The 20,342-nt window shown below is 57.9% G+C and carries 16 protein-coding genes and 2 tRNA genes; 11 read left to right on the top strand and 7 right to left on the bottom strand.

What is annotated here, in order from left to right; all coding sequences use genetic code 11:
• Positions 1–26 precede the first annotated feature (26 nt).
• The 4 genes from pyk (at position 27) to AABA21_RS33120 (ending at position 4,647) form a co-directional block, all read left to right on the top strand.
• The gene (pyk, locus tag AABA21_RS33135; protein WP_338256882.1) at positions 27–1,478 is read left to right on the top strand and encodes a pyruvate kinase; all 1,452 of its coding nucleotides are present in this window, start codon (positions 27–29) and stop codon (positions 1,476–1,478) included.
• A 273-nt stretch (positions 1,479–1,751) separates the two neighbouring features.
• Positions 1,752–2,621 carry an RNA polymerase sigma factor gene (locus tag AABA21_RS33130; RefSeq protein ID WP_338256879.1) on the top strand — a complete coding sequence of 290 codons (870 nt, stop codon included), beginning with the start codon at positions 1,752–1,754 and terminating at the stop codon, positions 2,619–2,621.
• A 236-nt stretch (positions 2,622–2,857) separates the two neighbouring features.
• A complete protein-coding gene (gene larC2 / locus AABA21_RS33125) occupies positions 2,858–4,063 on the top strand; it encodes a nickel pincer cofactor biosynthesis protein LarC2 (RefSeq protein ID WP_338256878.1) in 1,206 nt (401 codons plus the stop codon).
• A gap of 32 nt (positions 4,064–4,095) precedes the next feature.
• Positions 4,096–4,647, top strand: a complete 552-nt coding sequence (locus tag AABA21_RS33120) for a DnaJ family domain-containing protein (RefSeq protein WP_338256877.1) — start codon at positions 4,096–4,098, stop codon at positions 4,645–4,647.
• Between the two features lie 67 nt (positions 4,648–4,714).
• On the opposite strand, the gene AABA21_RS33115 is transcribed toward AABA21_RS33120, so the two are convergent.
• On the bottom strand, positions 4,715–5,095 hold the full coding sequence (locus AABA21_RS33115; protein WP_338256876.1) for a hypothetical protein: 381 nt from the start codon (positions 5,093–5,095) through the stop codon (positions 4,715–4,717).
• A gap of 139 nt (positions 5,096–5,234) precedes the next feature.
• Complete coding sequence (locus tag AABA21_RS33110) at positions 5,235–5,960, bottom strand: hypothetical protein (protein WP_338256874.1); 726 nt, start codon at positions 5,958–5,960, stop codon at positions 5,235–5,237.
• 557 nt (positions 5,961–6,517) lie between these two features.
• On the opposite strand from AABA21_RS33110, the gene AABA21_RS33105 reads away from it, so the two are divergent.
• Positions 6,518–6,793, top strand: a complete 276-nt coding sequence (locus AABA21_RS33105; protein ID WP_338256873.1) for a hypothetical protein — start codon at positions 6,518–6,520, stop codon at positions 6,791–6,793.
• An 89-nt stretch (positions 6,794–6,882) separates the two neighbouring features.
• Here AABA21_RS33105 and AABA21_RS33100 read toward each other — a convergent pair.
• Positions 6,883–6,954, bottom strand: a tRNA-Thr gene (locus AABA21_RS33100).
• A 371-nt stretch (positions 6,955–7,325) separates the two neighbouring features.
• Between AABA21_RS33100 and AABA21_RS33095 the strand changes: the two genes are divergently transcribed.
• The 4 genes from AABA21_RS33095 to AABA21_RS33080 all read left to right on the top strand — a co-directional run bounded on the left by AABA21_RS33095 (position 7,326) and on the right by AABA21_RS33080 (position 13,978).
• A complete protein-coding gene (locus AABA21_RS33095; RefSeq protein ID WP_338256871.1) occupies positions 7,326–7,940 on the top strand; it encodes an XTP/dITP diphosphatase in 615 nt (204 codons plus the stop codon).
• A gap of 54 nt (positions 7,941–7,994) precedes the next feature.
• On the top strand, positions 7,995–11,036 hold the full coding sequence (locus AABA21_RS33090; protein ID WP_338256869.1) for an exonuclease domain-containing protein: 3,042 nt from the start codon (positions 7,995–7,997) through the stop codon (positions 11,034–11,036).
• A gap of 97 nt (positions 11,037–11,133) precedes the next feature.
• A complete protein-coding gene (locus AABA21_RS33085; RefSeq protein WP_338256867.1) occupies positions 11,134–13,308 on the top strand; it encodes a molybdopterin-containing oxidoreductase family protein in 2,175 nt (724 codons plus the stop codon).
• A 313-nt stretch (positions 13,309–13,621) separates the two neighbouring features.
• Positions 13,622–13,978, top strand: coding sequence for a hypothetical protein (locus AABA21_RS33080; protein WP_338256865.1), 357 nt, complete (start codon positions 13,622–13,624; stop codon positions 13,976–13,978).
• 1 nt (position 13,979) lies between these two features.
• Here the strand turns inward: AABA21_RS33080 and AABA21_RS33075 are convergent, their stop codons facing one another.
• Positions 13,980–14,741 carry a PspA/IM30 family protein gene (locus tag AABA21_RS33075; protein ID WP_338256863.1) on the bottom strand — a complete coding sequence of 254 codons (762 nt, stop codon included), beginning with the start codon at positions 14,739–14,741 and terminating at the stop codon, positions 13,980–13,982.
• 209 nt (positions 14,742–14,950) lie between these two features.
• On the opposite strand from AABA21_RS33075, the gene AABA21_RS33070 reads away from it, so the two are divergent.
• A tRNA-Gly gene (locus tag AABA21_RS33070) sits at positions 14,951–15,023 on the top strand.
• Between the two features lie 43 nt (positions 15,024–15,066).
• Here AABA21_RS33070 and AABA21_RS33065 read toward each other — a convergent pair.
• Positions 15,067–16,419, bottom strand: coding sequence for a spinster family MFS transporter (locus AABA21_RS33065; protein ID WP_338256862.1), 1,353 nt, complete (start codon positions 16,417–16,419; stop codon positions 15,067–15,069).
• Between the two features lie 353 nt (positions 16,420–16,772).
• On the opposite strand from AABA21_RS33065, the gene AABA21_RS33060 reads away from it, so the two are divergent.
• Entirely contained in the window at positions 16,773–17,114 is a 342-nt protein-coding gene (locus tag AABA21_RS33060; RefSeq protein ID WP_338256861.1) for a hypothetical protein, read from the top strand.
• Positions 17,115–17,303: 189 nt separating this feature from the next.
• On the opposite strand, the gene serA is transcribed toward AABA21_RS33060, so the two are convergent.
• Together serA and AABA21_RS33050 are read right to left on the bottom strand one after the other, a co-directional pair.
• Positions 17,304–18,995 (bottom strand): phosphoglycerate dehydrogenase, encoded by a 1,692-nt coding sequence (gene serA, locus AABA21_RS33055; protein WP_338256858.1) that lies wholly within the window; start codon positions 18,993–18,995, stop codon positions 17,304–17,306.
• Between the two features lie 41 nt (positions 18,996–19,036).
• The gene (locus AABA21_RS33050) at positions 19,037–20,200 is read right to left on the bottom strand and encodes a pyridoxal-phosphate-dependent aminotransferase family protein (protein ID WP_338256856.1); all 1,164 of its coding nucleotides are present in this window, start codon (positions 20,198–20,200) and stop codon (positions 19,037–19,039) included.
• Between the last annotated feature and the right edge of the window lie 142 nt (positions 20,201–20,342).

Genomic DNA, 20,342 nt, shown 5'->3' with positions numbered 1-20,342 from the left:
AAGCAAAAAAAAGGATAGTTGATAACATGCGTAGAACTAAGATTGTCTGTACCATAGGACCAGCCACCAATAGTGAGGAGCGGCTAGAGGAGTTGATGCAGGCCGGTATGAATGTGGCACGACTCAATTTCTCACATGGTACACATCAGGAACATGCCGTCGTCATCGAACGGATACGCTCCGTTTCTAACCGCTTGCGTTGCCCAATCGCTATTTTACAGGATTTGCAGGGACCTAAAATCCGCACCGGCTCGCTACAGGATAAGAAACCCGTTATGCTGGTCGATAACGCGGAGGTCACTATTACCAGCCGCGATGTGCCGGGAACAGCAAAGATTATATCTACCACTTATCAGCAGCTCCCCGGTGACGTACAGCCGGGTGACCGTATCCTGCTCAACGATGGTCTGCTGGAGCTGCGCGTGCTGGACAAAAACGCTACCGATGTGCGCTGCCAGGTGGTGCATGGGGGTCCGCTGGGAGAACATAAGGGTATCAATCTGCCAGGAGTCGCGGTCAGCGCGCCCGCCATGACCGAGAAGGATCGTGAGGATCTGCGCTTTGGCATCGAGCACGACGTGGATTATGTCGCCCTCAGCTTTGTACGCAAGCCGGAGGACATCCTTGAGGCCAAAAGATTTATCCACGAACTTCAGTTACAACAGAATGATAACTATAAGAAGCATCCCTTGCCGATCCCGCTGATTGCCAAGCTTGAGAAGCCAGAGGCTATCGCCCGCCTGGATGAGATCCTTGAGGTGACCGATGGCGTCATGATCGCGCGCGGCGACCTGGGCGTCGAGATGGCCCCCGAAAAGGTTCCTATGATCCAGAAGCATATCATCGCCAGGTGCAACGAGCTGGGTCTGCCGGTGATTACCGCCACGCAGATGTTAGAATCGATGATCACCAATCCACGCCCCACCAGGGCTGAGGTCAACGATGTCTCAAACGCCGTACTGGACAAAACCGACCTGGTCATGCTGAGCGCCGAAACGGCCACCGGGGCCTATCCAATTGAAGCGGTCGAGATGATGGTGCGCATCGCCCTCGAAACCGAGACGGGCAACCGCACGGCGCAGCAACCTAAACACCAGCGGCTCACGCAGGCGCGGGCCGTCAGCCATGCCGCGCGCGCCCTCTCCGAGGAAGTGAGCGTCAAGGCCATCGTCGTCTTCACCCGCACCGGCAACACGGCCCACCTGATCTCCAAGGACCGTCCCCGCGTTCCCATCCTGGCCTACACCCCCTCGGAAAGGGTACGGCGCCAGCTCGCCCTCTGCTGGGGTGTCAGCTCGCACTGCATCGAGATGACGGGCACCACCGAAGAGCTGATCGAGGTCGTTGAACACCGCCTCATCGAAGACCAGCTGGTCCAGCAAGGCGAATACGTGGTCATCATGGGAGGGCTGCCCGTGGCCAGCCGGGCGCGCACCAACTTTGTCAAGCTCCACCGCGTCCAGGCCGCCGACGAATAAGAAGGATTTACTCCAACGAGAAAGCGGAAGGGATGGGAAGGCGTAGATGCCTTCCCATCCCTTCCGCTTTCTCGTTGGAGCGCTAGAAAAATATCTTTATTTCATTTCCGCTTTTGGAGAAACTTCAGGTACTGTATATGAGAGGGATTAAGTGTGCTAATAGATATTGACGTTTTTTATGGCTCTGGTATATAGTAGCGCACACGAGATTTTTATAGGAATGGATGTGCAATACATTCTTTTTTTATGTGTAAATAGTTTGAGGAAAATAAGGTGGAAGTAGTGGGGGCATCCCGTAAAAAGTATAGTATTGATATTGAGCAGCGGCGCCTGCATATCATCAAGACATTCAATGAACTGCCCGTGTATGACTCATTAGAATTCTGGCGCGTCGTCGAGCGGGCGGAGTTGCCGCGCGAAGTGCTGGTTAAATCTTTGCGTTTCGCTCGTCGCCATCAGGATCACATGGGGAGCCGGCGTATCGCGGAGGTAATCATGGCAAGCACGCTGGCGAAAAACGAGTTGTGGGCCAGTGGCGTGGTGCAGAAATGCTATGGGTTGGGATGGGATGAACAGTGGAATATGGGCTTAGATTTATGCTCAGATTTAAATGAAGCAATTTTAAAAGCCATCTTCGATCCCCTACGCCACTTCTGGGAAGAAAACTTTATCCACTGTGTGCGCTATGAACGCATGCATGTCTATCGCTCGTTTATGCTACGCGAGGGACGGCTCAGCACAGCCCACGTCGAGAAGGGGCGCCGCATTCCCCGCCGCCTGCTGCTGAGCCTGGATCATGTGTCCCCATGTATTGACTATATGCATAACCCCCTGGATATTGAAGACGAGCAAGCTTATCTAATGCTGCGCTCAATCGATTCCAGCGTAGTGATCGAGGTTGTCAGCCGACTCCCTGAACGCCTGCGGTCCGTGGTCCTGTTGATCTACTGGGCCGACAAGACAGAAAAGGACGCGGCACGGGAATTGGGGATTTCCGACCGTACCGTGCGCAATCGCCTGCATGACGCGATCCATACCCTTTCGGCCAGCCTCGCTCACGAGCAGAACCGCGTCACGTATTCACCGGCTATAAGCAAGCTACAGGCAGATATAAACGAACTGTGCGGACGGGGGAATGTATGATACATTCTATGTATGAATGCGCATGACCAAAACGCGTCTGACCTCCATAGCCGTAGGTTCGGCCCTCGCGGCCGATTTCCTCTCCACGCACATTCCATGTCCACCAAAGGCGAGGAAAAATCGGCCACAAGGGCCGAACCTACGGCGGGCGTTTTCGTGGGGGGAGGAAAAATCGGCCACGAGGGCCGAACCTACGGTGGTCTTTGCCCGTTTTAAACCAGAAGGGATGGATTTTCATGAATACCATTGCTTATATCGATTGCTCAATGGGGGTGAGCGGCGATCTGCTGTTGAGCGCGCTGCTGGATGCCGGTCTGCCGCTGGACAGCCTGAGGGAAGCGGTGGCGCGGGTGTCCCCTGGAGCCGAGGCATACCAGTTCGAATCCGTCAAAGCACTGGGGCAGGGGACTCGGATCTTTATAAAGAACGGGGAGAGCGAGGCGCGGTATTCTCTGTCTGAATGGGAGGGCCGTTTACAGGCTGGGCGGCTACGCGATGAGGTGCTGGACTGTCTGCACGGCCTGGTGGAGGCTGAGGCGGCCGTCGCAGGAGTCCCTGTTGAGGCCATTCGCGTGCCGTCCTCTACGCTGCATGAGATGCTGGCCGTATTGGCGGGTCTGCGGGAACTGGCTCCTGGCGGCGTCTTTGCTTCTCCCCTGCCCCTCACCAGCGGGGTGGTGGAGAAGGAACAGCAACTCGTGCCCGTACTCTCGCCGGTGACGCTGGAGATGCTACGAGGGTCGCCGGCGCTCTGGCAAGCCAGCGTCCTGCCGGGAGAGCTGGTGACGCCAACCGCCGCCGCCATACTGGCGGCCCACGCGCGCTTCGATCCTCCCACCATGTCTATTGAACAGACCACCTATGGTCTGGGGGCGACCGGACACAACTGGCCCGGAGCGCTACGCATGTGTTTTGGTCAGCCAGCGTCGACCGGTGGCGAACCAGCCTCCAGTGGAACAGTAGCCGGGCAGCCAGCCGACAGCGATTGGGTGGCCGTGATCGAGACGCATCTTGATACAATGACCGGCGAGCTGCTGGGTGGTCTGATGGAACGGCTCTTCAGTGCCGGTGCGCTGGATGTCACCTATACCCCGATTCAGATGAAGAAGAATCGTCCCGCCACCTTGCTGACCGTGATGTGCGCACCCGATCTCGGAGAGCCGCTGGCCCTGCTCCTGCTGCGCGAAACGACTACGCTCGGCGTCAGGATACAGCACATTCGCCGTCTCAAGGCGCAGCGTGAACAGGTGCGCATCGACACCGAGCTGGGCCCAATGCTGGTCAAGGTCAAGCGCCTGGGCGGCCAGCTGATCCAGGCCGCGCCCGAGTACGAGGAGTGCCAGCGCGTGGCAAAGGCGCACGATATTCCACTATCCGCCGCCTATGAGGTTGCCCGCAGCGCCATCAAACGCGTTATAATAGATAGAGAAAGAAAGGAATAAAGACGTCTCTATATAAGGAATGAGAGTGCTGCATGAAATTTGTCGATTGGCGCAAGAAAGCAGAGCAACCCGATGTAGATACGGAGGAGCAGCAGCGCCACACCTATCGCGGACGACGCATGGGAGACTATGTAGAAGAAATGATCCGCCAGGCGCAGGAACGCGGGGACTTTGACAATCTGAAGGGGATGGGGAAGCCACTTCAGCTGGATATGTCATCCAGGGATGAACACAGCATGGCCAACAAACTCCTGAAGGATAATGGCTTTGTGCCCTTAGAGATCGAGCTGCAGAAGCAGATCGACGCCGACCTGGACCGGGCCACAAAAAAGATTCAGTACCTGATCTCGCAACATCAGCGCCTGACCGCGCGCAGGCTGGCTCCCTTTGAAAGCGAGAAGCGCCGCTTCAATGCCTCCGTAGAGAAGGCCGCCACTGAATACGACGAGGCCCTGCGCCGCATCAACAGCAAGATCTTAACCCTCAATGTCTCAACGCCTTCCGCAATGCACAGGCCCATTCTGAAGGTAGACAAACTGGTCGCAGAATTTCGCCAGCGCTGCCCCCTGTTCGATCTCAAGTAGCCATCATTGAGAGGCGGGGATGCGTACGGAAAAGAAACAGGCGCCCGCGAGGGGCGCGTCCACAGCATTAATCAGTTTCTTGTTTGTCAGAACCTCTTTTGGAGCTGGATCCCTGCTTGCTTTCCAGGATATCTGGCATTTTCGCCAGAGCCTTCACCAGCGCGGGAGCCAGTTCTTCCGCCAGGACCGGGGCGAGCGCTTCCGCCAGCGCGGGGGCCAGCGCCTCGGCAAGGACGATCGTTTCCAACGATGTCCCCGGCGCCCCCTGAGCCTGTTCCGAAGGTTTCAAGGAGGCCATATAGGCTTCCGCCAGGACCGCCGTGATCTTATCCTCACCGCGCGATGAAGATTTTTGATAGGAAGCACCTCCAATCAGCTCTTTGATAAGTGCTTCGACTATCGGATCTATGGTGCTCTGACTGGCCGATTGTCCGGGATTATTTTTCACGATTATGCTTCCCTTTCATCATCTCTGAGGGTGCGCGATTTTCTACACCACAAATAAAAAGGGCACCAGCGGACGCCCGCGAGGGGGCGCACTGCTTCCTGAGAGACAGGACGCCGCTCCCCCGGGGTACCACGTGACACTAGACGTTCTGCTTCTCGCGCTCCTCACGACGGCCCATCAAGGTGGCCAGCACAACTGGATTAATGCCGAAGCCCTCTTCCTCGTGCTCCTCACGGCGGCCCATCAGGGTGGCCAGCACAACTGGATTGATGCCGAAGCCCTCTTCGCCCTCTTCCTTTTCACCACGGCGGCGCGCCATCAAAGCAGCCAGCACGACCGGGAGGATGCCGCCTCCTCTATGCTCGCGGCGGCGAGCCATCAGCGCAGCCAGCACAATCGGGTTGATGCCGAAGCCCTCTTCACCCTCTTCGCCTTTCTCACCACGGCGGGCCAGCAAGGTCGCCAGCACAATCGGGTTGATGCCACCCTCTTCGCTTTTCTCACCACGACGGGCCAGCAAGGTCATCAGCACAATCGGGTTGATGCCACCCTCTTCGCTTTTCTCACCACGACGGGCCAGCAAGGTCATCAGCACAATCGGGTTGATGCCACCCTCTTCGCTTTTCTCACCACGACGGGCCAGCAAGGTCGCCAGCAACAGTGGATTCGGGATACCACTTTCCACGTCCTTCTCGGCACGGCGCGCCAGCAAGGTCGCCAGCAATAGTGGATGCTGGATGCCATCGTTCTCATCACGCTCCTCGCGGCGAGACATCAGAGTGGCTAAAATAAGCGGCATAGCTTCGATAGGGCCTGCTTTGCCAGCTTGTCCACGAACTTCCTCACGTACAGATGTAGTAGCCATAAAACTTTCCTTTCGGCATTGTTTTCTTTATCTGGACAATCTCTTTGACTGTCTTATTCTCATTGAGAGTACATATATACGCGTAAAAGCGATGTCATTTGTACACTCGTCGTCATTATAAAGAGCCCCAAGAAGCCATATCCTTCAATCCTGCCATAAAAGCATATCGATCTAAGATATAATAAGAGGTCGCCAGCACCATCAAAACTAAAAAGTACCCGCTATAGAAGGTTGAGGCATCCTGCAAACATACATTTTCCGTTACTGAAATAGTAATATGGGGATCAGGGCATGCCTTGCATAGCCAATTTTTGCTAGCTTGCCTTTAATAAAGGTAAGCTAGCAATGAGCTTCTCAATATGAATATCATGGGAATATCAAGTGCCACGATCGACTAATATAGCAGCGCGGCTACTTGTTATACTATTCACAGGCTCATCGCTTCAACCAATTGCCACCTGCTTTTATCGTTACTGCATTTTTAATATATCGTTATTGGAGATAAGATAGATAGATAGCATTATATATATGCGAAATGTGATCTGGAGGAAAGATCAATGCAGGATAGAACGTATCAACAAGCTATAGAAGATTTGCGCGACAAGATCTCTGGTGATTTTCAATCATCGGTCAACCACATGCTCGTGCATCGCACCACCGCCACGGACGCTACCCTTAACATCCAGGATGAAAGTGTACGCACCGTCGTTACCGACGCCCTGATCGCCGGCCAGATCCTGACCCTGCTCACACTGATGAGAGATCTACGCATGGTCGACGAGGAGCAGCATCGCGAGTTCACCGCCTACCTCCTCCGCTCCCTGACCTCCTAAGGCCAGCCGCCAGCACAATAGAGAGAAAAATAAGGCCAGTATAAAGCCGCTTCAAAAGTGGCTTTATACTGGCCTTAAACATAAAAAAGAGCCGATGGTCGGAATTGAACCGACGACCGACGCTTTACGAAAGCGTTGCTCTACCCCTGAGCTACATCGGCTGGGTATTGTTTGTTATGAGAAGCAGGCTTATGTGCCGCGTTTCTCTTAACACTGCGGATTATACATGTAAACCAGTACTATGTCAAGCATTTTTTTGCAATTTTTCTATGCTTCGCAAGAATGCGTGAAAAATACCACGAGGAGCTTGATCGTGAGGGTACGGGGTCGCTTCGCGACAAGCCGGGGCAAGCCCGGTTGAGGATGCCCCCAGCATCCTCGCCTACGGTGTTTCGTCGTTACGGTGTGAGGATGTGGGATGCACGCCGGGCGTGCATCCCACATCCTCACACCCTCTTTTTTTCTCGACAACTCTACCGTCTTATGGTAGAATGGTGGCAATGTTTCGGTTCCGCCTAGTTTGGAGTCTTATATGCGCGCCCTATTGGTAGCAACCACAAATCGTCATAAGTTGGAAGAGTATCGAGCAATCTTCGCGAATCTACCGTATGAATTGCTTTCGCTCAACGATGTTCATATCGATTTTGATGTTGAGGAGACCGGAACAACTTTTCAAGAAAACGCAGAATTAAAAGCCCTGGCATACGCACGTGCTTCGGGGACACTCTCTCTCGCTGATGACTCTGGTTTGGAAATCGATGCACTGGGCGGGGCTCCAGGCGTTTATTCAGCACGTTTTGCTGGCGTAGATACCCCCTACGAGAAACGCTTCCCTATTCTCTTCGATCGCTTACGCGGTGTACCACCGGAGAAGCGGACCGCTCGCTTTAAATGTGTGATTACCATCGCCGAACCTTCGGGCTATCATCAGAGTGTTGAAGGGTCGATCGAAGGTCTGATCACTGACCCCCCTCGTGGTAGCAATGGCTTTGGCTATGATCCGATCTTTCTGGTTCCAGAATTGGGGAAGACGACCGCCGAAATCGAGCCAGAGCACAAAAATAGCATCAGCCATCGTGGGCGGGCCGCATTAAAAGCCCGAGCCTTGCTCGAACACTGGCCGCCATCCCCTTCCTCTCCTACATAGTGCCGGGGATGATATTTATTGAAAGTAGCCGAGAGAGATGAGGACCGATAATCTATGGCGAAACGATCTGCCATTCGTGTTGCCCTTGATCTAGAAACGACTGGCTTACATCCCGAGCAAGATACTATTCTTGAGATTGCCGCCGTCAAATTTCAGGGGACCGAAATAATCGATACATTAGAGACTTTTGTGGCCCCCGGCCGTTCGATTCCCTATCGCGTACAACGCCTGACCGGCATCAAGCCAGAGCACCTTGCTGGCGCCCCTCCTTTTTCCGCTGTGGCAAACAAATTGCAGTACTTCCTTGGCGATCTCCCTATTGTCGGGCATAGCATCCCGTTTGATGCCGGCTTTTTGCGCATGCGCGGCATAGCGCGTACTAATCCGCTTATCGATACTTTTGAACTGGCAACTGTACTGCTGCCGTCGCTGGTCAGCTATAACCTGGGGCAGGTGGCCGAGGCGCTGGGGGTACGTGTGCCGCACGATCGGCACCGCGCGATGGTCGATACCGTGCTGGCGATGGAGGTCTTTAACGCTCTGCATCAACGCCTGCAGGCGGTGGACCTGGATGTGCTGAACGACCTGGCCAATCTGGATGCGCCGCGTTCATGGCCGCTGCTGCACTTTTTTCGCCAGGAGGTGCGCGATCGGCAGGAGCGCGATGGCGTGGTCGGCAGGCTCTCGCGTGGCAGCCTGGGCGATCGCTTCGCCTCTCAGCTGGGCATGGATCCACGTGTGCTCTCGTTCGCAATTGGACGCCCGCAGGACGCCGAGGAGTCGCCCGCCGCTGACGCGCTGCCAGTTGCCGATGTGCCCGTTGAGACTCCGGCCGTGCGCGGCAACGAGGTTGCGCGCCAGGCTATTCTTAGCTCGCTGGAGCAGCGTGAGCCGCTGCTGCTGGAACTGACGCTGGGCGGCCATGACTATACGGCGGCCCTGCTCGCGGCACTGGAGTGGCTAGATACCCCTCCTTCCACCGACCCCAATACTGAAACGAATGGTCCACGCCGGCTGGTCATTGCCTGCGCCAATCAGCAGAGCGCGCGGCGCCTGATCGATACGACATTGCCCCTGCTGCAACAAAAGATGAGGTCCGACCATTCGGTGGCCTACCTGGCGGAGCATGGGGGCTATCTATGTACCCATCGCTGGTTCGGGGCCGCCATGCGGCGTACCAGCGGAGAGCTGACGGCCGAGCAGGCGCGTGGACTGGCCAAGCTGCGCCTGTGGACTCATGAGACGCTGCAGGGCGATCGCAGCGAGCTGACACTGCTGCAGCAAGAGATTACGGCCTGGGATCGCATCTCATCCAGCTTCGAGCAGAGGCGATCGGTCGATGAGCGCTTCGAGAAAACGTATCAGCGCTGTACCTATCGCAGCAAGGGATATTGCTTTGTGAGCCTGGCTGAGGAGCGCGTGCGGGCCGCCCGCATCGTGGTGACGACGCATGCCGGCCTGTTTGATGATCTCTCATTGCGGCAGCCGCTGCTGGCCGAGATTGATCGGCGCCTGATACTGGATGCCGATCTGATTGAGGAAGAGAATATCCGCTGGGGCGGCACAGAGTTCGATCAGCTGCAGGTGCTGCGGGTCCTCAATACCATCGGTGCCGAGCTGGCCGATGGACGCTATCAGGGTCTGCTGGCCCTGGCGGCGCCCTCGCTGCGCGATAATGGTCCCGGCGGCTTATCCACCACGCCGACCGTGCCCAAGTCCGAACTGGACCAGCGGCTGCTGCAGTGGTTTCAGACGTTGCGCCAGGCACGCATGGCCGTGGGGCGCCTCTTTCTGGCCTTTAGCAGCCTGGTCGATGAGTCCGTCCAGCAGCATGGACGCGACAAGGGTCGAGGGCAAGCGCGAGGTTATGAACAGCGACCAGATCAGCCGTTGCGGCTAACAAACCATATACGCCAATTGGGCGCGTGGAACGAGGTGGAGCAGGCGTGGCAACAGGTGGAGCAGCGTCTGCGCTCGGTCATCGACCTGGCCAATGATGGTGAGCGGCGCATTCTGGCCCGGCAGAACAATCGCCGCCGCCAGGATCAGGGGAGCGGCGAGGATACGTCGGTGGCATCCGAGCTGGTGGCAGCCGCCTATCAGCTGACCGAGCAACTACAGATGGTGAAGCGGGCCACATCTCTGGAAGAAGGGGATTCTGTCTACTGGCTGCGCATGCCGCCGACTCCTCCCACGGCGGCTCAGCAGCACGCGAACAGAAAGGTCGCCGAGCCCGGCTCCAGCGCGATCTCTATCGAGCCCGCGCCGATCCTCTATTCGCAGCTCATACATACATCCAGCATGCTGAGGCAACTGCTGCTCAAGGAGCGAGCCAGCACGATCTTCGCCGGCACGGCCTTTTCGGTGGATGGCACATTCTCCTTCGCGCGCCAGCGCCTGGGGCTCGACCAGGATTCCGTGGCCGTCTGCTCGGCAGTCACTGAGCACCAGGAGCAGACGCTGCTGTATCTGCCAAACGATGTGCCGGAGCCCAATGCTCCCCAGTATCAGCGCCACCTGGACGACACGCTGGTGAACCTGGCCACAGCCCTTGAAGGGCAGGTGGTGGCCCTCTTCACATCGCATGCCGCGTTGCGCAGCACCTATACCGCGATCAAACCTATCCTTGAGGCGCGCAACATCCTCGTGCTGGGACAGGGGGCCGATGGCTCGCCACGCCAGCTGTGGCAGGTCTTCCAGTCGCAGGAGCGGGTGGTGATTCTGGGGACGGGCAGCTTCTGGGATCATGCCGACGAGATCGTGCGTTCGCCAGCCTGCCTGTTTATTTCCCGCCTGCCCATGCCGGTGCTAAACGATCCGCCAATGGCGGCGCGGGCCGAACACTATGCCGACCAGCTGCGCCAGCTGGCCGTGCCGATCGCTACCCTAAGGGTCAATCGGGCCATCAACCGCTTCATGTGGGGAGACGGCAGGCGCAACGCGGTGGTCCTCTTCGACCGACGCATCACCTCCAAAGAGTACGGCTCAACCGTCTTGCATAGCCTGCCACGCAGCTCGCAGCGCCATGCCGCCGCCTCTTTGATGCCCGATGCTATACTGGATTGGTTGACCGGCGAGGGCACGTGGGAGGATTAATCTAATCGGACGCGAGGTCCGACGCATGATGGGGACATTTTCGAGAGCCGAGAGATAATCGGACACGAGGTCCGAACGTATGAAAGAGAGTATGTCGGTGAGAGTATCTGGAGAGAGAGAGAAGGGGGAGCGCGGTCTGCGCGTGGTTTATGGGGCCTGTCCTCATGATTGCCCTGATACGTGCGCGTTGGAGACGCATGTGGATGAGAATGGGCGCGCGGTGAGCGTGCGGGGGCGATCAAATCATCCGGTGACGCGCGGCTGGCTGTGTGCCAAGGTCAATCGCTACCTGGAGCGCGTCTATCACCCGGAGCGGGTGCTGTATCCTTTGCGCCGCAGCGGTCCCAAGGGGAGCGGTCAGTTTACGCGTATTTCCTGGGATGAGGCGCTGGCGGAGATCTCCGAGCGCTGGCGGCAGATCAGCGCGCAGCATGGCGCTGATTGTATTTTACCCTATAGCTACGCGGGGACGCTGGGCCTGGTGCAGGGCGGCGTGACCGATGCCCGCTTCTGGAATCGCCTGGGCGCCAGCCAGCTGGTGCGCGCGATCTGTGGCTATGCCGCCGAAGATGCTGTGATGCTGACCATCGGTGGACGCCTGGCCCCCTCGCCTGAGGACGTGGTGCACAGCAAGTTGATCCTGATCTGGGGCAGTAATCCCGCCAGCACGGCGCCCCACGTGGTCCCCTTCCTTCGCGAGGCGCAGCGCAAGGGCGCGCGCATCGTGGTGATCGATCCCATTCGCACATTGACCGCTCGCTCGGCGGATCAGCATATCCAGCCGTTGCCTGGTACGGACGCGGCCCTGGCCCTGTCGATGATGCATGTGATGGTGAGCGAGGGTCTGCACGATGAGGCGTGGATCGAGCAGCATACCGTCGGCTGGGAACAGCTGCGCGAACGCATCATGCAGTATCCGCCCGAGCGCGGGGCTGCTATCACGGGGCTGGCCCGCGAGACGATCGTGGAGCTTGCCCGCGCCTATGCCACGACGAAACCGGCCATGCTGCGCATCTCAGATGGCATCAACCGGCATACCAATGGTGGTCAGACGGTACGCACCCTGGTCAGCCTGCCGGCCGTGGTGGGACAATACGGCGTACGCGGCGGTGGCCTGATGTACAGTACCAGCGACTGGCTGAAGTGGGATAAGGCGGCCCTTGGGCATGCGCACGAGGAGAGCTGTCCCCCGCCCACACGTAGCCTGAACATGAACCGTCTGGGCGCCGTCCTGACTGGCGAGGCCGATCCCCCGGTCTACTCGCTCTACGTCTACAATGGCAATCCGGCGGCCTCCACGCCCAACTCGGGCAAGGTGATTGAGGGACTGCTGCGCGAGGATCTCTTCACGGTGGTTCACGATCTGTTCGAGACCGACACGGCGCGCTACGCCGATATTATCCTGCCGGCGACCAGCCAGCTGGAGCAGGTGGACCTGCACAAACCGTACGGGCACCTGTCCCTGCAGTATAATACGCCCGCCATCGAGCCACAGGGCGAGGCGCGCAGCAACTGGGACGTCATGCGCGCGCTGGCGGCGGCCATGGGTTTCGAGGAACCGTGGCTGCAGCAGGACGCCGAGTCCGTGATCGCAGAGGTGCTGGCGGCGACCGCCGGCAAACAGCCCACCCTGCAGGGCATCACGCTAGAACGCCTGAAGGCGGAAGGTTCGATCCCACTGACCATCCCCGAAAACGAGCGGGTACCATTCCAGGATGGCGTGTTCCGCACGCCCTCACAGAAGGTCGAATTCTATTCCGAGCAGGCGCTGGCCAAAGGCTATGATCCAGTGCCCGACTGGGTGCCCGAGGTCGAGACACGCCCTGCGACGGCGCAGATCGCAGGCAAGGACGAGCTGCTGCCCCTGCTCAATCCGGCGGCCCACCACTTTGTTAGCTCAACCTTCGCCAATCAGCCGACGCTGATCTCCAAGGAGCGCACGCCCACCCTGCGCATCAATCCAGAGGATGCAAAGGTACGCGGCATTCGCAACGGGCAGATGGTCAAGGTTGGCAACGAACGCGGCTGGTGCCACCTCGTAGCTGACGTCTCAGAGGATGTGCGCCCTGGCGTTCTGGCGACCACCACCGTCTGGTGGCCAAAGTTCAGCCCCGACCGGCGCAACGTCAACTGGACCACCTCGGACCGCCTGGCCGACTTCAACGGGGGCAGCACCTTCTACACCAACCTCGTCTCCGTCGAGGCCGTAGAACACAACGAAACGGAAGACGCCGCGCACGAAAACGCCGTCGGCGTCTTCGTCCCCCGATAAAGCGGGTAGTGCAGGAGGGCGGCTAGCCGCCCTCCTGCCGGAGGTTTGGGGGACACCCCCAATAGTCTCTTCTCCTCCTCATGTCGCCGCAGGCACCACAAAAGCGGGTAGTGCAGGAGGGCGGCTAGCCCTCCTGCCGGGGATTTGGGGTGTCCCCCAATAGTCATTCCTCCCCCTCTCTCGCGCCGCCGCAGGCGGCACCAAAAGAAAAGAAAAGGCGACCGTTGGTCCATTTTATTTGACGGGTTTTATGCTCTATGTTACCATAACTTTAAAAGATTTTTGAGACCTGCCATTTATGAGGAGTGTCGAAATGAACTTATATGAGCAGTTATTGGTGGTGAGAGAGCGGCTCGAGGGTATTGGGGCGCATGATGATAGCATGGACCTGGTAGAGAAACTGTTGAAAAAGGCAGAGGCTGCTAGAAATGACCGCACGAGTATCTCTCAGGTACAGGTGCTGCGTCACATGTTGCGCATGCCTGAAACATTGGATAACTACAACGTCTACAATGATCTACAGGAGTTGATCAGCGAGCGCGACGATGCCGAGATCGCGGCGCGCGAAGATGCCGCTCCCGCAGCCTACATAGATACCGAGCGTCGTCCAAAGCCAAAATCGTACTATAAAGACAAGGCGCGTAAGGAAAAGGAACAGAAGAAGGGCTAGACTACATTTCAGTAGCTGGCCCTTTAATTTGTTTGTATTGAGCATCTGGACCTTCGAGCTGCAGCTGTTGCTTTAAGGCCTGCAATTGTGACTCCACATTTTGCTCGGCGGCAATCTGTTGCAGTTCGCGGTCAAGCGTATCGCCGCTGCCGGCGCCGAGGAGCCCCTGCTCACCAAGCGTGCCCTGCTCGATCAGGGTGTCCATAGCGTTGGCACGTGCCTGCATGTCCAGAACTTTGTTCTGGGCACGCTGCATGGCCAGGTTCATCTCGGTCATCTCCTGCGAGATGCCGGTGACCGCCTCGTTGATCTTCACCTGTGCCTGTGCCGCGCTATACTGCGCCTTCACCATCTCCTTCTGCGTACGGAACGTCTCGATACGCGCAGAGACGGTCCGCTCCATCGTAATCAGCTTCTCTTCCTGGGCCTTGAGCTGCGCGATCTGCTGCTCGTAGCCATTCAACTGCACGATCAGGACCTCTTTGCGCTGCAGCGCCATGCGCGCCAGGTCCTCCCGGTTGGCACGCAACGCCAGCTGAGCCTGGGAATCGAGCTTGTTCAACTTCTCCTGCAGCTGCGACTGCTGCAATTCTAAACGTTTCTCCTGGGTGACCACATCGGCGACCGAGCGTCTGAGCTGCTGCAACTGCTCCAACTGCTTATTGTAGGAATAATCCATCACCTGCCCGGGATCTTCAGCCTTGTCGAGGGCGGCGCTGGCCCGGATCTGGAACAGGTTGGCGAGGCGAGAAAAAAGCCCCATAGCATCCTCCTGACATCGATAAGTGTTGATAATTTCGAGCCTGATTTATGGTACGTACAGTATACGCCTGAAGAAGAGTTTCGTTGCTTTTTATTTTAATCATACCATAGTTGACGCGTTTTCTGTCCATGACACAAATTCAGCAATAAAAAAGCTTGACAACATACCCTCGATCGGCTATAATTCGTCTTGTCAGTAACAATGACAGCGCGGGTTTGGTGTAGTGGCTAACATGCAACTTTCCCAAAGTTGAGATCACGGGTTCGATCCCCGTAACCCGCTTCAAAAAAAGCAAGCCGCCTACGTAAGTAGGCGGCTTCTTCTATTACCTTGTGGATACCCCTCCGCCGCGCCGGTTGATACGCCGATGCGCCCGCTGAATATCGCCCGCCACCGTTTTGACGCCGATGAGACAGATCAGGCCAGCCAGAAACAGACAGGTGGGGCCTGTGATCTGCAGCGCAAAACCGAGCGAGTGCGTTTTATCGCTGATGGCGCCCACGATCAACGGCGAGGCCGCGTCACCCAGCAGGTGTCCCAGTAAAAGCGCCAGGCCGACCGCCGTGGAGCGAATATTGGGGACCGTAATATCCTGGATGATGGCCTGAATCGGACCCAGGCAGAGGCTCAGGCAGATAATCGCCAGGGAGAAGACAGCGATGAAGGCAGGTAGAGATTTCATATTCATCGCGATCCAGGTCAGGGGCGCACCGACCAGGAAGGCTACGGCGGTGATGATCATACGCCCCTGCGGCAGTCGTCGCTGCAGGAAGTCCGCCAGCCAGCCGCCGATCAGGGTACCGACGAGGCTGCCACCAGCCAGCACGCCACCCGAGATAGAGCCAGCCTTCGCCACGCTCAGTTGAAACTCGCGGTGCAGGAAGGTCGGGATCCAGGAGAGCGCGGCCCCGACGATAAAGAAGCTGCAGATGAAGGCGGCGACCAGTACCCAGTAGGTGGGCGTCTTCGAGAGCTGCCGCACAACCTGCAGGATGTTGCCGCCGATGCTGCCGTGGGCGGCGGCCGCCTCATCGCCATCCTCGTCTTCACCCTCAATATCAAAGGCGCCGCGCCTCGGCTCGACCGAGCGCCAGATAAAGAAGGCAGCCAGCAGGCCCGGCAGGCCAACGATATAGAAGACCCAGCGCCACCCCAACGCCTCCGCCAGAATACCACCCATGATCAGTCCCAGGGCGGTCCCGATCAGGTTGCCGACCGACCAGACCGAGAGCATGAAGCCGCGCCGCTCTTTATTGAAATAGTCGCCGATCAGCGACACCGATGCCGGCGCATAGCCAGCCTCACCGATCCCCAGGATTGAGCGTGTCAGAAAGAGCTGAATAAAGTTGTGGGTCAGGCCGCTCAACGCCGTCGCCACGCTCCAGATCCCCACGCAGGCCGCGACGATATTCTTACGAATACCGCGATCCGCCCAGATGCCGATCGGTAGCGTCGCCAATCCATAGATAAACAGGAACGAAGAGTTCAGCAATCCCAATTCCACATCAGTCAGGTGAAATTCATGTTGAATAGTAACCTGTACCGCCGCCAGGATAGAACGATCCGTATAATTGAGAATATTTATAATTAATAGAATAATAAACGCGAAACGAGCCTGCGCGGCGGTTGGTCGCGCCAGGCGCCGCTGCTTAAGCTTAGAGGAAGTCGCCGTATCCATAAATGGGCATCCTTTATCTATTTTCATAACGTCACAGTTCAGACAGAAAGAGGTCATCAATAAGAAGCTACGTAGTTGTCAGGTCTTATGTTGTATATTGTACAGCGTTTCCCATAAATTCAACGTCAGCCATAGTCCTTTTCAGCCATTTCAGCTATTTCTACAGACTTACAGAGCGAACACAGCATTTTCGAAACTTTATAGCAGGGTTAGAACGTATAGAAAGTGATGAGCATATCTGTGTATGGCATAACCATTAGTTTTATCCTATTTCATCGCCTTGCTGGTATTTTCATACATACATTAGTTTCCGGACTTATCGAGAACGAAAAAAAGATGCAAAGGAGTGTACCATGTTAGTTCTTGCAGATGGGGTAACCATCACAATCGGTCATAACGTGTGGTCCTTTGGTATGAACGTCATTCTGTACATCATTATTGCCGCCATCGTCGGCGTCGTTGCGGAAATGATCGTAGGCTGGCGTGTCCCGTTCGGCATTATCGGCGCGATTATCGTCGGAGTCATCGGCGCGTGGTTGATGACCAACGTCATCACCATCTCCGGTGTAGGAGACATCTACCTCTTCGGCGTCCCGATTATTCGCGCCCTGATCGGCGCCATCATCCTGATCGCCATCTGGCACCTGCTCACAGGTGGCTTTGGCGGTCGTCGACGCCGCTACCGCGCCGCTTGACGGTTCGCGGATCGCACACATTACGTTCCGGCTATATTGGACGGTTCGGGGGCCGGCGATAATCGGCCACAAGGGCCGAACCTACGTAGATAACTCTCGACCCGCTTACCGCTTCACCGCATGGACGCCCCCTATCACACATATACGTGTGATGGGGGGCGTTCTCGTATATGGGACGCCGTGGTGCGTTTATAAATTGACCATCTTGACCCCGAAGATATTGCCGGCCTGGCTGATTTCGTCGAGGGCCCATTCGGGGATGGGGTTGTCGACGAGGATGACCATGAGGGCGGAGTCGGCGGGACGTTTGGCGTCGTAGGCGCGGGCACGGCGTACGCTAGGTCCCACATCCATGTGGCGGATATTGACGCTGGCCTTGCCTAGTACGGTGCCGACGATGCCGATCATACCCGGCTGGTCGATGTTGCGGCAGAAGAGGATGGGACCCTCCGGCGCGAACTCGGTCCAGTAGGGGCCGACCTGAACGATGCGTGGCTCGTCGTGCATGACGGTGCCGCTGAGCACGTTGACGAAGTTTTCAGGATTGTTCTCGCCACCGGCGCGACCATCGCTGACCACGCGTAGCGTGACCTGGTTGGCGAACTCGGCCGGGGTAGTCGATTTCTGCTCGACGATCTCGATGCCCCACTCTTTGGCCAGCACCTGCGCGTTGATCATGTTGACGTGCGCCTCCGAGACCGATTCGAGCAGTCCCTTGACCAGCGCGGCCTGCAGCGGACGCAGATCGTAGCTGGCGATCTCGCCGCTATAGGTCAGCTCGATCTTGCGCAGCGGCTCAGGCTGCAGCTGCGTGTACAGGCGTCCCATCTTCTCGATCAGCGTCATATAAGGCTGCAGGATCTTCAGGGTCTCAGGCAGGATCAGCGGGGCGTTGACGGCCGCGCGTGGGAAGCCGCCGCGCAGCACCGAGACGATCTGCTCGGCGACATCGGTGGCGACGCCGACCTGTGCCTCTTCGGTGGAGGCGCCCAGGTGCGGGGTGGCGATGATCTGTTCGTGCGCCACCAGCCGCTGTAGCAAGGCGTTGTCGCGGATCGGCTCCTGACTGAAGACGTCCAGCGCCGCCCCGGCGATATGCTTTTCATCCAGCACCTTTAGTAGCGCCTCCTCGTCGATCAGTCCACCGCGCGCGCAGTTGATCAAGCGCGCGCCCGGCTTCATCATGCGCAGCTCGGGCTCGCCGATCAGACCACGCGTCCCACTGGGGCCGCTGGTCAACGAGGTATGCAGGGTCACGAAGTCCGCCTGGCGCAGCACCTCTTCCAGGCTCATCATGCTTACGTTAGACTTGCGCGCCTGCTCGGGCGAGACAAAGGGATCGAAGGCGATGATATTCATCTCCAGGCCCTGGGCGCGCCGGGCCACGGCCATACCGACCTTGCCCAGTCCGATGACGCCCAGCGTCTTGTTGCGCACCTCGATGCCCAGGAAGCGGCTCTTCTCCCACTTGTTGGCCTTCATGCTGGCGTCGGCCGCCGGCACGTGGCGGGCCAGCGCCATCAGCATGGCGATGGTGTGCTCAGCCGCCGCCATGATGTTGCCGGTCGGCGAATTGACGACGATGATGCCGTGGCGCGTGGCGGAGTTGGTATCGATGTTATCGACGCCCACGCCGGCGCGGCCGACGATCTTCAGGCGCGTGCCGGCCGACAGAACCTCGTCGGTGACCTGCGTCTCGCTGCGCACCACCAGAGCGCTATACTCGTCGATGATCGCCTTCAGCTGATCGGGACTCAGTCCGGGCCGCTCATCGACCTGGGCCTCGGGCAGCTGCTCGCGCAGGAAGTTGACGCCTTCGCGCGCGATGCGATCCGTAATCAGTACCTTGATATTTTCAGGATGGGTGACATCTTCAGCCATTGCTCTCTTCTCCTCTTGCTTGTTGCCGGGTCTGGCGTGATCTACGCCCGGTAGCCCAGCTCCTTGAGATGCCTTTCGACCGCATCCATGGCCTGCTGCAGATCAGCGTCCGTGAAGTAGCCCAGGTGACCAATACGGAACATCTTGCCTTTCATATGATCCTGTCCATCGGCCAGCACAATCTGATCCTGGTCGTGCAACTTCTTGAGCAGCGCCTTGGTCTCGATGCCCTCGGGCGCCCTGATAGCTGTTACGGTATTGGAGGCGTAGCGCTCATCCTTGGCCAGCAGTTCGAGTCCCATGGCCTGCGCCCGCCCACGTACATAATCGCCGGCCTTCACGTGACGCGCGAAGATGGCCTCGCGCCCCTCGTCCAGCATCTTCTCCAGCGCCACATCCAGCGCATAGAAGAGCGAGACCGGAGGAGTCGACGGATGCTGCCAGGTGCTCTCCAGCGACTTCAACGTCGAGCTCCAATCCCAGTAGAAGCGGGGCATCTTCGAGGTCTTATGGGCCTGCCAGGCGCGCTCGCTGGCCGCGATCATCATAATGCCGGGAGGGATCATCCATCCCTTCTGCGAACCGGTAAACACAACATCCAGGTCCCAGGGGTCCATCTCCAGCGGCAGGCTGCTCAACGAGCTCACCGCGTCAACAACCACCAGGGCATCGGGGCTCAGGCGGCGCACCAGCGCGGCCAGCGTCTGAATATCATTGGTGACGCCGGTCGAGGTCTCGTTGTGCGTCATCATCACGCCCTTGTAGGGAGCCAGCTCTTTCAGACGCGCCTCGACCACGGCGGGATCGGCGACCTCGCCCCAGGCGAACTCGATGCGCGACACCTTGACACCGTAGGCCTCCGCGATCTTCGCCAGCCGCGTGCCAAAGTTACCGATGATGATAGATACCACGTGGTCGCCGGGCGAGAAGACGTTAACGACGGCGCACTCCTGACCGCCCGTACCGGAGGCCGGATAAGTAAGGACGCGCGAACGGGTCTGGAAGAAATATTCTAAGCGTGGCGTCACCCGCTTCATGATAGCCGAGAACTCGGGGCCACGGTGATTGATCATAGGGGCGGCCTGGGCTTCCAATACATCGGGAGGGACGGGAGTGGGACCGGGAACGCGCAAATTTTGCCGGGGAACGGGGGTTCTCGCCTCTACCTGGGGTACTGGGATCGCCTTTCTTTCCTGAATGGTCATTGCTTTCTTACTCCATCTCTCTATCAGTTGAATACCAACGTCTGTAATGTGGTGCTGTACCGGGCATGGTATTCTCGCTCTGCCTGCCTCATTGCAATGACATATGGCGGATATACAACATTGTTATCCGCCGCGCAACTTC

The organism is Dictyobacter halimunensis (genome assembly GCF_036245075.1).
The sequence above is the reverse complement of the archived record's forward strand: the minus strand, read 5'-3'. Positions and strand labels throughout refer to the sequence as shown.

Excerpts from the sequence above, each read along its gene's own strand:
- pyk (WP_338256882.1), top strand. The coding sequence starts at position 27 with ATGCGTAGAACTAAGATTGTCTGTACCATAGGACCAGCCACCAATAGT.
- larC2 (WP_338256878.1), top strand. The coding sequence starts at position 2,858 with ATGAATACCATTGCTTATATCGATTGCTCAATGGGGGTGAGCGGCGAT.
- AABA21_RS33120 (WP_338256877.1), top strand. The coding sequence starts at position 4,096 with ATGAAATTTGTCGATTGGCGCAAGAAAGCAGAGCAACCCGATGTAGAT.
- AABA21_RS33110 (WP_338256874.1), bottom strand. The coding sequence starts at position 5,960 with ATGGCTACTACATCTGTACGTGAGGAAGTTCGTGGACAAGCTGGCAAA.
- AABA21_RS33105 (WP_338256873.1), top strand. The coding sequence starts at position 6,518 with ATGCAGGATAGAACGTATCAACAAGCTATAGAAGATTTGCGCGACAAG.
- AABA21_RS33095 (WP_338256871.1), top strand. The coding sequence starts at position 7,326 with ATGCGCGCCCTATTGGTAGCAACCACAAATCGTCATAAGTTGGAAGAG.
- AABA21_RS33090 (WP_338256869.1), top strand. The coding sequence starts at position 7,995 with ATGGCGAAACGATCTGCCATTCGTGTTGCCCTTGATCTAGAAACGACT.
- AABA21_RS33080 (WP_338256865.1), top strand. The coding sequence starts at position 13,622 with ATGAACTTATATGAGCAGTTATTGGTGGTGAGAGAGCGGCTCGAGGGT.
- AABA21_RS33075 (WP_338256863.1), bottom strand. The coding sequence starts at position 14,741 with ATGGGGCTTTTTTCTCGCCTCGCCAACCTGTTCCAGATCCGGGCCAGC.
- AABA21_RS33065 (WP_338256862.1), bottom strand. The coding sequence starts at position 16,419 with ATGGATACGGCGACTTCCTCTAAGCTTAAGCAGCGGCGCCTGGCGCGA.
- AABA21_RS33060 (WP_338256861.1), top strand. The coding sequence starts at position 16,773 with ATGTTAGTTCTTGCAGATGGGGTAACCATCACAATCGGTCATAACGTG.
- serA (WP_338256858.1), bottom strand. The coding sequence starts at position 18,995 with ATGGCTGAAGATGTCACCCATCCTGAAAATATCAAGGTACTGATTACG.
- AABA21_RS33050 (WP_338256856.1), bottom strand. The coding sequence starts at position 20,200 with ATGACCATTCAGGAAAGAAAGGCGATCCCAGTACCCCAGGTAGAGGCG.